Origin of the sequence: Desulfosarcina sp. (assembly GCF_033791525.1) — a bacterium.
Classification (GTDB): Bacteria; Desulfobacterota; Desulfobacteria; order Desulfobacterales; family Desulfosarcinaceae; genus Desulfosarcina.
The window spans coordinates 16,521-29,025 of the sequence record NZ_JASJGN010000132.1 but is presented as its reverse complement, the minus strand read 5'-3'; the positions used below and the strand labels follow the sequence as shown (position 1 = coordinate 29,025).

Annotated in this window: 12 protein-coding genes; 9 read left to right on the top strand and 3 right to left on the bottom strand. The window is 55.7% G+C overall.

What is annotated here, in order from left to right:
• The coding region (locus tag QNK41_RS06230) for a multiheme c-type cytochrome (RefSeq protein ID WP_319254858.1) at window positions 1-530 on the bottom strand (530 nt) is incomplete at its 3' end.
• A gap of 54 nt (window positions 531-584) precedes the next feature.
• On the bottom strand, window positions 585-1,148 hold the full coding sequence (locus QNK41_RS06225) for a NapC/NirT family cytochrome c (RefSeq protein WP_319254857.1): 564 nt from the start codon (window positions 1,146-1,148) through the stop codon (window positions 585-587).
• Window positions 1,149-1,608: 460 nt separating this feature from the next.
• Between QNK41_RS06225 and QNK41_RS06220 the strand changes: the two genes are divergently transcribed.
• Genes QNK41_RS06220 through QNK41_RS06200 form a run of 5 tightly spaced genes read left to right on the top strand, consistent with a single transcriptional unit; the run spans window position 1,609 to window position 7,583 of the window.
• Window positions 1,609-2,196 carry a hypothetical protein gene (locus tag QNK41_RS06220; RefSeq protein WP_319254855.1) on the top strand — a complete coding sequence of 196 codons (588 nt, stop codon included), beginning with the start codon at window positions 1,609-1,611 and terminating at the stop codon, window positions 2,194-2,196.
• Between the two features lie 8 nt (window positions 2,197-2,204).
• Window positions 2,205-3,989: an OmpA family protein gene (locus QNK41_RS06215; RefSeq protein WP_319254853.1), complete on the top strand. Its 1,785-nt coding sequence runs from the start codon at window positions 2,205-2,207 to the stop codon at window positions 3,987-3,989.
• A complete protein-coding gene (locus QNK41_RS06210; RefSeq protein WP_319254851.1) occupies window positions 3,986-4,483 on the top strand; it encodes a Rab family GTPase in 498 nt (165 codons plus the stop codon). The genes QNK41_RS06215 and QNK41_RS06210 overlap by 4 nt, the downstream gene beginning before the upstream one ends.
• A gap of 3 nt (window positions 4,484-4,486) precedes the next feature.
• Complete coding sequence (locus QNK41_RS06205; protein ID WP_319254849.1) at window positions 4,487-5,506, top strand: adenylate/guanylate cyclase domain-containing protein; 1,020 nt, start codon at window positions 4,487-4,489, stop codon at window positions 5,504-5,506.
• Window positions 5,496-7,583 carry an ATP-binding protein gene (locus QNK41_RS06200; protein ID WP_319254847.1) on the top strand — a complete coding sequence of 696 codons (2,088 nt, stop codon included), beginning with the start codon at window positions 5,496-5,498 and terminating at the stop codon, window positions 7,581-7,583. The genes QNK41_RS06205 and QNK41_RS06200 overlap by 11 nt, the downstream gene beginning before the upstream one ends.
• A gap of 198 nt (window positions 7,584-7,781) precedes the next feature.
• Here QNK41_RS06200 and QNK41_RS06195 read toward each other — a convergent pair whose 3' ends face one another.
• On the bottom strand, window positions 7,782-9,200 hold the full coding sequence (locus tag QNK41_RS06195) for a M48 family metalloprotease (RefSeq protein ID WP_319254845.1): 1,419 nt from the start codon (window positions 9,198-9,200) through the stop codon (window positions 7,782-7,784).
• A 114-nt stretch (window positions 9,201-9,314) separates the two neighbouring features.
• Here QNK41_RS06195 and QNK41_RS06190 point away from each other — a divergent pair, with 114 nt between their 5' ends.
• The 4 genes from QNK41_RS06190 to QNK41_RS06175 all read left to right on the top strand — a co-directional run bounded on the left by QNK41_RS06190 (window position 9,315) and on the right by QNK41_RS06175 (window position 12,470).
• Window positions 9,315-10,091 carry an AAA family ATPase gene (locus QNK41_RS06190; RefSeq protein WP_319254843.1) on the top strand — a complete coding sequence of 259 codons (777 nt, stop codon included), beginning with the start codon at window positions 9,315-9,317 and terminating at the stop codon, window positions 10,089-10,091.
• Window positions 10,092-10,168: 77 nt separating this feature from the next.
• On the top strand, window positions 10,169-11,092 hold the full coding sequence (locus QNK41_RS06185; protein WP_319254841.1) for a ParB/RepB/Spo0J family partition protein: 924 nt from the start codon (window positions 10,169-10,171) through the stop codon (window positions 11,090-11,092).
• A gap of 5 nt (window positions 11,093-11,097) precedes the next feature.
• Window positions 11,098-11,619 (top strand): NYN domain-containing protein, encoded by a 522-nt coding sequence (locus QNK41_RS06180; protein ID WP_319254839.1) that lies wholly within the window; start codon window positions 11,098-11,100, stop codon window positions 11,617-11,619.
• 419 nt (window positions 11,620-12,038) lie between these two features.
• Window positions 12,039-12,470, top strand: a complete 432-nt coding sequence (locus QNK41_RS06175) for a DUF3842 family protein (RefSeq protein WP_319254837.1) — start codon at window positions 12,039-12,041, stop codon at window positions 12,468-12,470.
• Window positions 12,471-12,505 lie beyond the last annotated feature (35 nt).

Genomic DNA, 12,505 nt, shown 5'->3' with positions numbered 1-12,505 from the left:
GCCACCACGGTGCCGTGGCAGTGCAGGCAGCCGACCTTGCGCTCGTTGTCGGAGTTCATGCCCTTGTTGAGCCAGGGATCCAGTTTCCAGATGATCTCGATGGTGTTGGAATGCTTGCTCTTGCTATACTGGGTCACCTCATCCGGATGGCACCGGGAGCAGTCCTTGGGGGTGACGATGGCGGCGATGGGAACCTTGTACTTTTCCTCGCCGTAGGGCAGATCGCTGCGGCCGTAGTATTTATCGTGCCCTTTGGCCACATCCTGGTCTCCAGGCTGGGCCAGGTGGCAGTCCAGGCAGGTGATGTTGGCATTGGCGTGGCGGCTGTTGGCCCAGTCGCCGAAGAGGCCGGGGTTGGTCTGCTTGTGGCATTCGATACAGGCCACGGCCTCGGGCGGGACGCTGCGTTCGATGCGGAATTCCTTGACCTTGGCATAGTTGGGCTGAGCCATGGCTGACGGCAGGACACTCCCAAGCACCAGCCCCAAGATCAGAACAGCCGATAAAATGATCCAATTGCATCGCCTCATGGTATTGCTCCTTTTTGGTTAAACGACCTGAAACGGTTAGTGAAAACCGGTGATTTACAGGTTTCTCAGCCCTTTTGCCTGGTATGGCGCCCGGCGGTACTGCTTGTACATGATGCTTACGCTATCGTTATGAACCAGGTCATAGTGGCAGTCGACACACTTTTTCTCATATCCCGGACGGGGGTAGAGCACGGTGCGGTGGGCCAGCATGGCCCCGCGTTTGTGGGGCATGGCCAGGAGGTTGCGATGGCATTTCTGGCACTCGGCATTGTTGAAGGACGCGTAGGCGGCCTCCCGGTTTTTCTGGCGATCGTATTCCTCGCTGGTAAAATGCTTGATCACGTCTTTGAGGCCGTGAACGGTCTTGGCGAAAAAGAAGTCGAAGGTTTTGTGAGGCGCGGGCAGGTGGCAGTCCATGCAGTCGGCTACGAATCCCTGAGGGTTGTTCACATGGGTGGAAGACCGCCAGGCCACCACTGCCGGTTTGATTTCATGGCAGGAGGCGCAGAATTCGGGGGTGGATGTTCTCACCATGGTGTAGTACGTCATGCTGAACAAGGGAAATGCGATCACGATCCCCACACCGACCAGAACGGCTGCGATTATCCATTTTTTCATGCATCAATCCTTGGTATGTTCGGATTTATTCTCCCCGTCATCAGCATCGGCAAAACCTTAAGGATGTCACAGTCGTGACTGCGAGATCGGCCGGACCTTGCCGCATGTGGTGATCAGGAAAAGCATGTGTTCAGTATGAATCGTGCAGAAGAAGCTTTATCAGGACAATCTAATAATTAGTATGAAACCGGGATGGTGTCAACTCTATTGATAGGAGCTTGTAGCGTTTTCTGTGAGATTCTGGGCCCTCCAATGCCGAACCGCTCGATGCGAGTCGACGCGCCTTTGAAGCAAACTGCTAAAATCATTGGAAGTCGGTTTGTCTTGACACCAAGATCGGCCATGTTATTATCCCACATACATCTTGTCTCCAACCCCTTTCCTCAATTCCATGCAAGCATGTCGGTCGGACCTGTTACAACGGGGGGTATCACTTCTGCGAATCGAAAAAGGAGGATCCATGGCCAAACCTGCGAAAAAAGACTCGGCTTCACCAGCCCCGTACCAACCGGTGGACAGCGGGTCTCCACCCGACGGTGAAAACATCGACAAGATCCGGGATATTCTCTTCGGCTCCCAGTCACGTCAGCTTGAGAAAAAACTGAGTGCCGTGGAAGAAAAAATTGACAATGAAATCGGTTTTTTACGCAGTGAGACGAAAAATACTCTCGGGGCCTTGGAACAATTTTTGCGCAAAGAGCTTCAATCCCTGTCCGACCAGTTGAGCAGTGAAAAATCCGAACGGGCCGAATCCGTGGACAGTCTTTCGGGTCGGGTCGCAGATACCCAAAAAGCCGTTGAGAAAAAACTCAGCCAACTCAGCGATAAGGTGGTCAAGGACCAGCGTGATACGCAGGAGCAGATCCTTTTGCAGACCAAGAACCTGCTTGATGAGATGCATGAGAAGAACGATGGGCTCCAGAAACGAATGGACCAATCCATCGAAGCACTGTCACAGGAGAAAACCGATCGTCTGGCCCTGGCCAACCTGATGATGGAAGCCGCCATGCGGCTCAAGGATGAATTTCAACTTCCGGAACCCGAGTAAGGTGCCCCGTGGCCGAGGCTTCCCCCAAAGAGCGAATAAAACTGGCTGCCGGGAATGACGCCGAACAACCGGCGGATGATCTGGAGACCCTTCGCCGCATCATTGTCGGGCCGGAAAAAACGCGGATCCATCACTTGGAAAAGCGGCTGGATGAGTCAGGGACGCGGGCAGATGAGCTGAGCCGTGTCCTTCCCGATGCCATTGTCCGTTGCACCGCCAAAGATCAGAAAATCGCCAGGTCCCTTCAGCCTACCATCGAAGAATCCATCCGGGTTTCCGTCCAGAAAAATCCCGAGGTGCTGGCAGATGCCATCTTCCCGCTGATGGGGCCCGGTATCCGCAAGGCCATCGCATCAACGATCATGGGGATGATCCAATCCTTCAACCAGCTGCTCAACCACAGTTTTTCCATTCAGGGCCTCAAATGGCGGGTGGAGGCCCTTCGAACCCGGAGGCCATACGCTGAGATCCTCCTTTTAAATACTCTGCTATACCAAGTGGAACAGGTGTTCCTCATCCATCGAAAAAACGGCCTGGTCCTTCAGCACGTCGTGGGTCCGTCCGTAAAATTCCAGGATCCGGATCTGGTGTCGGGAATGCTCACGGCCATCGAGGATTTCGTTCGGGACTCCTTTAATGTGGGGTCTGATCAGAGCCTGGACACCCTTCGCATCGGCAGCGAGCGCAGCATTTGGATCGAACAGGGACCCAAGGCCATTATTGCAGTGGTGATACGAGGAACGCCCCCCCTTGAATTGCGTGACCGCATGGCGGACATCCTTGGCGACATCCACCTCACGTTTAACCAAGCACTTGATGAATACGACGGGGATGCCGTTGCCTTCGAGGCTGCCCGTGAAGAACTGAGATCCTGCCTGGGCACTGAATTCAAGGCCTCGGAAAAGAAGACCTCCCCCTTGTTGTGGGTCATTTCGATTGTCCTGCTCGTGGCACTTGCCCTATGGGCTTTCACTTCACTTCGTCTCTACCGGCGCACGGAAGCCTTTCTCGCAGCACTTCGGGCTCAGCCCGGAATCGTGCTTACGGGAACAGAAAGACGCGGGAGCCGGCTTTTGATATTCGGCCTGAAAGATCCCCTGGTCGACGATCCGACCGGACTGTTGTCGTCGCAATATATCCGCGCTGACCGAGTGGACTATCGCTGGCGCCCATACGTCTCCCTTGAGCCGGAGCTGATCATGATGCGCGCGCACAGCATGCTGCAGCCCCCATCCACGGTTACACTGAGCTTGGATAAAGACGTACTCGTGGCCAGCGGGGAAGCCGGACACCCCTGGATTCGGCACTTTTACGAGCTGGGAACGGCCACCGCAGGGATCAGTCGGACCCGGGCGGATAATCTCATCGACACAGACATGCAAGCCCTGCAAGAGATCCGTCAACGGATCGAGGGCGTCCGGATCCTTTTTCCGCTCGGCGCCAGTGCGATTACGTCCGATCAGGAACCGCTGCTAATCCACCTATCCGGTGACATTCATGCGCTGGGGATGCTGTCGAAACAGCTGGATCGTGCACTTGGGATCAGAATCGTCGGCTTCACCGATGCCTCGAGTTCCGAGACGGCCAACCTGAAGCTCAGCCAGGGCCGCGCTGAGGCGGTACGCCGCTTTCTAATTGACAACGGCAAGGTCAACATCGCTATCATGGCTGTCGGGATGGGTTCAACATCTGTGGCGGACGATGGTACCGATGAACACCTTCGAGCCGGGAGCCGGTTCGCCGGCTTTGAACTGGTCAACGATGGTGGTTTCATGCAGGGAAAAGGCCGATGATAAAAAAGAAAATTTGCATGCTGGGTGCCTTTGCCGTTGGAAAAACCAGTCTGGTGCAGCGATATGTCCATAGTTTGTTTTCGGATAAATACCATACCACTGTGGGTGTCAAGATCGATAAAAAGCCCGTCAACATCAACGGGACGCCGGTGGATCTGATCCTCTGGGACATCTATGGCGAAGACGAATTCCAGGCGGTGCGGTCCTCCTATCTGCGGGGGGCGTCCGGATGCCTGCTGGTGGTGGACGGCACCCGGCGATATACTCTGGATACCGCCCATGACCTATTGAAGCGGACGCAAGAGACGGTCGGAAACATACCGGTAGTTTTCGTTTTCAATAAATTCGATCTGATGGACAGCTGGGAGATCGAACCGATTCAGCTCGATGCGCTGGAAAAACAGGGTATGGTGATCGTTCGGACCAGCGCCAAAGAGGCTTCCGGCGTAGAAAAGGCCTTCACCACCCTGGTGGAGATGATGCTGGAGGAATAGACGGTGGACTATCCGGCTCCCATTACCCGCTACCTGCTGAATCGCAATGCTCGAAACCGCCACCTGGCTTATTTTCATCTCGATGCCCATGGCCACATTCTCACGTTCGGCGGCACCCTGGATCACTACCGGATTCCAAAACCCCAAAAAGGCATTCCCATCAGCGACCTGCTGCTCTTCACCGAGGGCATGCTTCCCATAGACGGCAGCCAAATGCTCCTGGAGTGCGTCGCATTACCGGGTGGCCTGACAGTGGATGCCCACTTTTTCAACGCTGACAGCTATCTCTGGCTCCTGCTTCTGGATGCCGGTGAAAAAGCCGAAAACCAGCGTCTGCTGCAGCAGAAAGCCAACGAACTGGTACTGCTTAGAGATGCCCACGCACGGATCCTGGATCAACATCTGGGAAAAGGCATGACCGAGCGGCTGCTGCGTATCGATTTCCAAAAAGGGGGGGAGCGGCGGGTCCTTTCCGCCCTTTTTGCCGACATTCGGGGGTTTACCACCTTCTGCGAACACCGGCCCCCTGCGCAGGTGGTTGACATGCTCAATGCCTACTTGAGTGCCATGATTCAGCCGGTGCTCGGCGGCGGCGGGATTGTCGACAAAATCATAGGTGATGCCGTGATGGCGGTTTTCGGTCTCCTGCCGTCCAACCTGTCCGCCGCAGGCCTGGCAGTTGACGCGGCCAGGGAGATCCTGAAAAGCACCGGTGGCCTGGCTGTCCGCCGGCGAAAAGCGGGTCAGCCGTCTCTGAGTGTGGGTGTGGGGATCGCCACGGGTCCGGTGGTACTGGGTGTTCTGGGCAGCAGGGACCGCCGAACCCTCAGTGTTACCGGGCATTCGGTCAACCTGGCAGCCCGCCTGGAGAGCCGGGCGTCGCCGGGCGAAATCCTGGTTGACGCGGCTACCTTTGATGCATTGAAACGTGACCAGACCGGTTTTACCGCCAGGATCCTGGACCTGAAAGGCCTGGACAGTCCCACAACTGCCTATGGCTGGAGGCCTCACCATGAGCATTGATTGCAGACAAGATCTTTTCAAAGCACTGGAAATGGTGGTTTTGGTTTACCGGGATGATGACCGGTGCAGCCTGTTGGGAGACCTGCCCGGTTGGTTCCGGAAGCTTTGCCCTGACGTTCTGCCCGGCAGCCTGCCGGCCTCGCCGGAAGAGCGGTTCCCCTTTCTGATGAATTTTCTGGTGGATGCCCGTGACTTCTGGGAACTCGGCAAGGGCGGGCGAATCCGGTCGGGGGTATGTGTCCAGACGGCGCCCGATGGCGATGACATGGCCTTTGAAGCCAGTGCTTTACTGCTCAGCGGTCAAAAAATTCTGCTCATCGAATCCTGTGAGTACGATTATTCGGAAAAGCAGTCTCTGATCCAGACCGGTCGGCAGCTGGCCCTGGATCTGCACCAGCACCAGCGGCAGGAACGATTTGATAAGGCCCTTCGGGAAGAACTGGAGGCTCAGGTCAAGCAGCGCACCGGGGCCCTGCTTCAAACCAACCTCCGCCTGAAGGCAGAAATCATGGAGCGGCAAAAGGCCGAAGACTCGCTTCGGGAAAGTGAACGCCGGTTCCGAATGCTCTTCGACAACCTGTTTGATGCCCAATTGCTGATGGATGCCGATGGGTGGATCCAGAACGTCAACCGTGCGGCCTGCCACCTGTTATCCTGTTCCAGGAACAGCCTTTGCGGCCGTCGGGTCACCGACCTTTTCCCCGAGCGTGAGGCCGGCAAGATTCGCAGCGCTTTAGCCAATGCCGTCCGGGATGGCATCGCTTACATAGAGGAATCCGTCATGAACGGGGAAGACCAGTCGTTCATTCAGGTAGAGGGGGGAGGCGTCGGGCTGGACATGGACGGATGCCGCCATGTGGTCTTCAGCCTCCGGGATATCTCCCACCGTAAACAACTTCAGTCTCAACTTCAGCAGGCCCAGAAGATGGAGGCCATGGGCAGCTTGGCAAGCGGTATATCTCATGATTTCAATAATATCCTTTCCGCTATCATTGGATACACCGAAATTGTTCGCATGGATTTGGATGAGCGTTCCCTGGCCTACCGGAACCTGAATCAGGTGCTGGCTGCCGGTAACCGGGCCAAGAAACTCGTGCAGCAGATCCTGACTTTCAGCAGACAGGCCGACACCGTCAACCAACCCGTGAAGGTCAGCGCCATTGTCACCGAGGCGTTAAAACTGATCCAAGCCACGATGCCTTCCGGCATTGACATTCAACCGTATCTTGAGAGCCCGGCCTATGTTCGCTGTGATCCCACGCAGCTCCATCAGATCTGTATCAACCTATTCAGCAATGCCGGGCATGCGATGGAAGAGGACGGCGGGTTACTGGAGGTGCGATTGACGGATATTCGCCTTGATGACGATTTTGCTTCAGCCCATCCCGGGATTAAGCCCGGTCTCCATACCCAGCTTTCGGTCGCTGATACAGGCAAGGGCATTGCCGAATCGGTTTTAGGTAAAATATTTGATCCATTTTTCACCACCAAGGCTGCCGGCAAGGGAACCGGAATGGGGTTGTCTGTGGTTCACGGCATTGTGGCCTCCACTGGCGGGGCGATAACCGTCGAGAATCGGACTGGCGCGGGCTGCTGTTTTATGGTTTACCTGCCGGTAATGACCGGGCCGGTTGCCGAATCCTCCCTGTTACAGCCGGCCATGAAGACCGGGGCCGAGCGTATCCTATTCGTGGATGACGAACAGTTTCAGGTGGATCTGACCACGCAGGTACTCGCTCGGCTGGGGTATAAGATTGTCGCCAAAACCAGCAGCCTCGAGGCCCTGGCGCTCTTTAAGCAAGATCCGGCCGCCTTCGACCTGGTGATTACCGACCTGACCATGCCGCAATTGGCCGGAAAAGCCCTGGCAAAAAAGCTTCATGAATTAAGACCCAACCTGCCCATCATTTTGAGTTCGGGGTTCAGCACCTCCATCAGCGATGAAGACGCTCGGGAAATGGGCTTTTCGGCCTACCTGAAAAAACCGCTGGTGATGAGGGAACTTGCGGTAGCCATACGCAAGGTGTTGGATGGCGCCAAGGCACCGGAAGCCAGCGTCGACCCAATCAACGGCTGAACTGCCGTCCTGTGTGAATAAAGGTGACTTCGTTTTACACGGTTTAGCAGGCTGTTGAAAAACTATTGCGCTTGGCCAACCAGCGTTAAAATTCGACTTAAAATGCTCATTTATCAACCATAAACTGCGCTTTTTTGCCGGATTTTGCCTTGTCTTACCTGCGCTCTTGACGTTTTTTCAACAGCCTGTCAGGGCGCGTCACCCGGCACCTGATTTTTTCTCTTTTTGGGAACCCAGGGTTTTTAGCTGAAGCTCCACCATTTGTTTTTGAGAGTCCTCAACAGCCAGTTTCAATGCCCGGTTCAGATGAAAACCGGCATTTTTCAGATCTCCTTTTTGTCGGTAAAAGCGGCCTAAGTTGTAGTGAGCGCTGAACATATCCCCCAGTCGACCGCTGCTTTCCCCTAAATAATAGTAGGCCTGGGTAAAGCCCTCATTGTAGCGCACCAGATTTTCGAAGGTGTCTATAGCCTCCGCCATTCGACCCAGTTCCATCTGGGTGCGCCCCAGATACAGCTTGCTCTCGGGATCTTTTTCGGAACTGCTGGCGGACAGGGCTTCCATGGCTTTTTCATACTGGCCGTCATGGAAATAGATTATTCCCAGATCCTGGAGCATCGAGGTGGTCATGGCATTGCCTTCGATGGCCCGTTTCATGTGCACGGCCGCGTTGTGCCACTGATCGACCCGGGTCAATGCCAGCGCATATCCATAGTTGGCCAGAGGGCTTTCCGGCGATGCCTCAAGGTCCGTCTTAAACCGTTTCAGGGCCAACTTTTCATCGGTGTAGAGGGCTATCAAGCGGGTGTGTGCCAGATCAAATCCGCCGACTTCCCCAAATTTTTTGACCGATTTCGATCGGTTCTGGTGCAGCCAGTTGTCGATGGTGCTCATTCGCGCCTCGGAAGCCGGATGGGTGGTCAGGTAGGTGGGAATCTGTTCGGACCCGTACCACTGTTTGCTGCGGATTTTCTTCAATGATGTCAGCAATCCCTCTCCGCTGTAGCCGGCCAGGGCGAGATATTCCAGGCCCAGCTGATCCGCCTGCATCTCATTGTCACGGCTGTAGGCCAAGGCGGCGGTCTGGCCGGCGGCCACCGATCCGACGGTCACGGCGCTGGCCGCTGCCCCTGCACCGCCGGCGCCCAGCAACACCCCTGCCACCATGCCGGCCAGCGTGGCCATGCCGATCTTCTTGGAGCTTTCGATACGGTCGGAGATGTGGCGGCAGACCACGTGGGCAATTTCATGGCCGATAATGCCGGCCAGCTCATCTTCGGAATCCAGGGCGGCGAACAGGCCGCTGTTGAAGAATATGTGGCCTGCCGGGGTAGCGAAGGCGTTGTATACATCTTCACGGAGCACGTGAAACTGATAATCAAAAGGCTGGGGCGGTATGGCAGCCAGGATGCGTTTGCCCACCCGGTTGACATAGTCATTGATAACCGGATCCTCGATGAGTGGGAACTGGGCCCTGACCACCGCCATAAACTCCGAGGACATTTCCCTTTCTTCCTGAATGGTGAGGCAGATGCCTTCGGGAACCGTGATGACAATGGTGGAAATGAGAAATGCGGCCATCGTGACAATGGTCAATTTTTTATTTTTTATCGGCATGTTAAAAACCTTTAAATTTTTAACGGCAACGGGTGTTTCGATTGCATTTTAACTTAGCATGGCACATTCTAATATACTTTTCAAACAGCATGTTTTGTGTTAAAGCTGGGCGCCATGGCACAGATCATATGCATCGCTAACCAGAAAGGCGGCGTGGGAAAGACCACAACGGCAGTCAACCTGTCGGCGGCGCTGGCCGTTTCTGAAAAACGGACACTGCTGGTGGACTGCGACCCCCAAGCCAATGCAACCACCGGGGTGGGACTGGAAAAATCCCAACTGGTAAAAACCCTTTATCACGGGATGATCGGCGATGCTGGTGCAGATGCGGTGATCGTCGACAGCCAGATCGAATCCCTCAAGGTCATGCCCTCCCGGGTGGAACTGATCGGCTTCGATGTGGAGATGATGGACCGGCCCCATCGGGAACATGCCTTACGGCGCCTGTTGGCTTCGGTGATTGAAGATTTCGATTATATCCTGATCGACTGCCCCCCATCGTTGAGCTTGCTTACCGTCAATGCCATGACGGCCGCCGATGCCCTGCTTATTCCCCTTCAGTGCGAGTTTTATGCCCTGGAGGGACTCAGCCAACTGGTTCAGACCTTCCAGCGGATCAAGAGCGGTTTGAACCCGGGACTCAGAATCGCCGGTATTTTGCTGACCATGTTCGACCGCCGGACCAATTTGAGTCATCAGGTGGCCGAGGATGCGGAAAACCACTTTAAGGACTTGGTGTTCAAGACGACCATTCCCCGTAATGTCCGCCTGGGGGAGGCACCCAGTTTCGGGCAGCCCATATTGCTTTACGATGCCATGTCTGCCGGGGCTGTCAGCTATTTTTCCCTCGCCAAGGAGATCATGGCCGCCAATCATGCCGGCCGCGCCTGACAGGCTTTCCGGTAACGCTGATTCGCCGGGACCGGTGTTATCGGTTTCGGCCAGCCATTCACAATTCAGGACACCGCATGCCAGATAAGACCAAACAAAGCAGCGTCGGATCCGGCGCCAAGAAGAAACGGAAAATGGCCTTGGGCAGGGGGCTCGATGCACTGATCCCGGATCTGGGAACGATGGAAGGAATTTCCGAATCATCGTCATCGACGCGAAAAGGTTATTTTCTGTGTGAAATCGATATGATTCGGCCGAACCACTTCCAGCCGCGACGTCATTTTGCAGCGGATGAACTGGAAGAACTGGCTGAATCCATCCGCAGCCAGGGCATCATCCAACCGCTGCTGGTGCGCACTGACGATGTGGGTTACGAACTGGTAGCCGGTGAGCGCCGTCTGCGGGCGGCCACCCTGGCCGGCCTGGACCGGGTGCCTGTTTTGGTTAAGGATGTCTCGGATGCCGAGATGCTGGAGATTTCCATCGTAGAGAACATCCAGCGGGAGAACCTGAACCCCATGGAGGAGGCCGAGGCCTACCATCGGCTGATCACCGAGTTCGATCTGACCCAGGATAAGGCTGCCGAGCGGGTGGGAAAGAGCCGCAGCGCCGTGGCCAACTTCCTGCGGCTGCGCCAGCTTCCCGACCCGATCAAGGAGAGCATCATGGAGGGCGCCTTGAGCATGGGCCACGCCCGGGCCCTTCTGGGGGCCGACACGCCGGCCAAACAGCAGACCGCCTGGCGGGAGGTGGTGGCTAAAAAATTGTCGGTGCGCGACACTGAAGCGTTGATCAAACGGATCAACGCGGAAAAGAAACCAGCCCGCACCCCGGAATTGACCTCTGCACAGCGCTATTTCAGGGATGTCTCCGAAGATCTGGCCCGCCATTTTGGCACCCGGGTCCGCATTCAGCGCAAGGGTAAGAAGGGGCGGGTGGAAATCGATTTTTTCAGTGACGACGACCTGGACCGGTTGCTGGGGCTGCTCCGGACAAGTTAATGGCCATGGCTATTCACCTCATCATCGACGGCTACAACCTGATCCGCCAATCCCCGGAACTGTCCGGGATGGATCGGCAGGACCTGCAACTGGGACGTGAAGCATTGGTGGACATGCTGGTGGCCTACAAAAAACTGAAACCGCATAAAATTACAGTGGTCTTCGATGGCACTGCCGAGCCCTCCCTTTACGGTTCCCGGGATCGGGTCAGGGGCATTGCCATCCGCTATTCACAGGGTGGAGAGAGCGCCGATGATGTGATTCGGCGAATGGCCCGCCGGGAAAAGGCCAAAGCCCTGGTGGTCAGCAGCGACCGGGAAGTCATGTCTGCTGCCGAGTCGGCCGGAGCCACCGTATTGGATTCAGCTGCCTTCGAGGAAAAGATTGCCATGGCCCGATACCTGGCAATAAAAGGCGGCGAGGAGACCGTTTCTTCGGGATGGGTGCCCACTACCCGCAAAAAGGGGCCCAGCCGTCGGCTTCCCAAGCGTAAGCGCAGGGCACGTGCGCGGGTTGAAAAACTATAGGCATTGAGATCGCGCATTTGGACGGCGTTATCGGTCGTCGCAGTATTATTATACAGCTTCCTTCCTCTGGCCTTGCCAAAACACGATCTCAATACCTATTTGGTTTTTTTGCGTCCATCAACATTGATGAACTCGTAACAAGTCGCATTTCCGACGGATTCGTAAAAAGCCCGAGATCAAGGCTTGCGGGCCGCGATAGCGAGCTTGAGCGAGCGAACAATAAATCGATCGCCATCCTTTCGGCGAAGATTCATGTTCCATCCTGAGAATACCGCTATCGCGGGTGCCGTAGGCAGTGTACTTACTGGACGCTGCAGTGACGAAGGATGAAGCGTAACGCAGATATCGGGATTCTTTACGAATCCGTCAACATTGGTTCCCGTATTGGAGCCATGGATAATGCGAACTAAGGAATGGGTATGCTTCAAGCGTCTTCACGAAAAACGATCGGTATCATCGACGGTCAGGGCGGTGGCATCGGCAGCACCATCATCAAAAAAATCAAAGCACGGTTCGGCGAGTCCGTGGAGATCCTCGCCTTGGGGACCAACGCCATCGCCACTGCCCAGATGCTCAAGGCCGGAGCCAACCGAGGGGCATCGGGAGAAAACGCAATTGTGCAGACGGTTGCCCGGGTGGATGTGGTGGTCGGGACCCTGGGTATCATGCTGGCCCATGCCATGATGGGTGAAGTGACCCAAAAAATGGCCGAAGCCGTGTCCGGATGTACGGCCACCAAGCTCATCCTGCCCATATCCCAGGAAAATGTCGATTTGATCGGGGTGTCGGACGAACCGCTGCCCCACATGGTGGAAACCCTTGTCATCGATCACCTGAAGCCGCTGCTTTGAGCCCATCATTAATGGCAACTGAAGCTAGCGCCGGA

What these genes read in the sequence shown, in the direction of transcription:
- QNK41_RS06220 (WP_319254855.1), top strand. Translation starts at nt 1,609, where the DNA reads ATGGCCAAACCTGCGAAAAAAGACTCGGCTTCACCAGCCCCGTACCAA.
- QNK41_RS06200 (WP_319254847.1), top strand. Translation starts at nt 5,496, where the DNA reads ATGAGCATTGATTGCAGACAAGATCTTTTCAAAGCACTGGAAATGGTG.
- QNK41_RS06210 (WP_319254851.1), top strand. Translation starts at nt 3,986, where the DNA reads ATGATAAAAAAGAAAATTTGCATGCTGGGTGCCTTTGCCGTTGGAAAA.
- QNK41_RS06195 (WP_319254845.1), bottom strand. Translation starts at nt 9,200, where the DNA reads ATGCCGATAAAAAATAAAAAATTGACCATTGTCACGATGGCCGCATTT.
- QNK41_RS06180 (WP_319254839.1), top strand. Translation starts at nt 11,098, where the DNA reads ATGGCTATTCACCTCATCATCGACGGCTACAACCTGATCCGCCAATCC.
- QNK41_RS06225 (WP_319254857.1), bottom strand. Translation starts at nt 1,148, where the DNA reads ATGAAAAAATGGATAATCGCAGCCGTTCTGGTCGGTGTGGGGATCGTG.
- QNK41_RS06185 (WP_319254841.1), top strand. Translation starts at nt 10,169, where the DNA reads ATGCCAGATAAGACCAAACAAAGCAGCGTCGGATCCGGCGCCAAGAAG.
- QNK41_RS06175 (WP_319254837.1), top strand. Translation starts at nt 12,039, where the DNA reads ATGCTTCAAGCGTCTTCACGAAAAACGATCGGTATCATCGACGGTCAG.
- QNK41_RS06190 (WP_319254843.1), top strand. Translation starts at nt 9,315, where the DNA reads ATGGCACAGATCATATGCATCGCTAACCAGAAAGGCGGCGTGGGAAAG.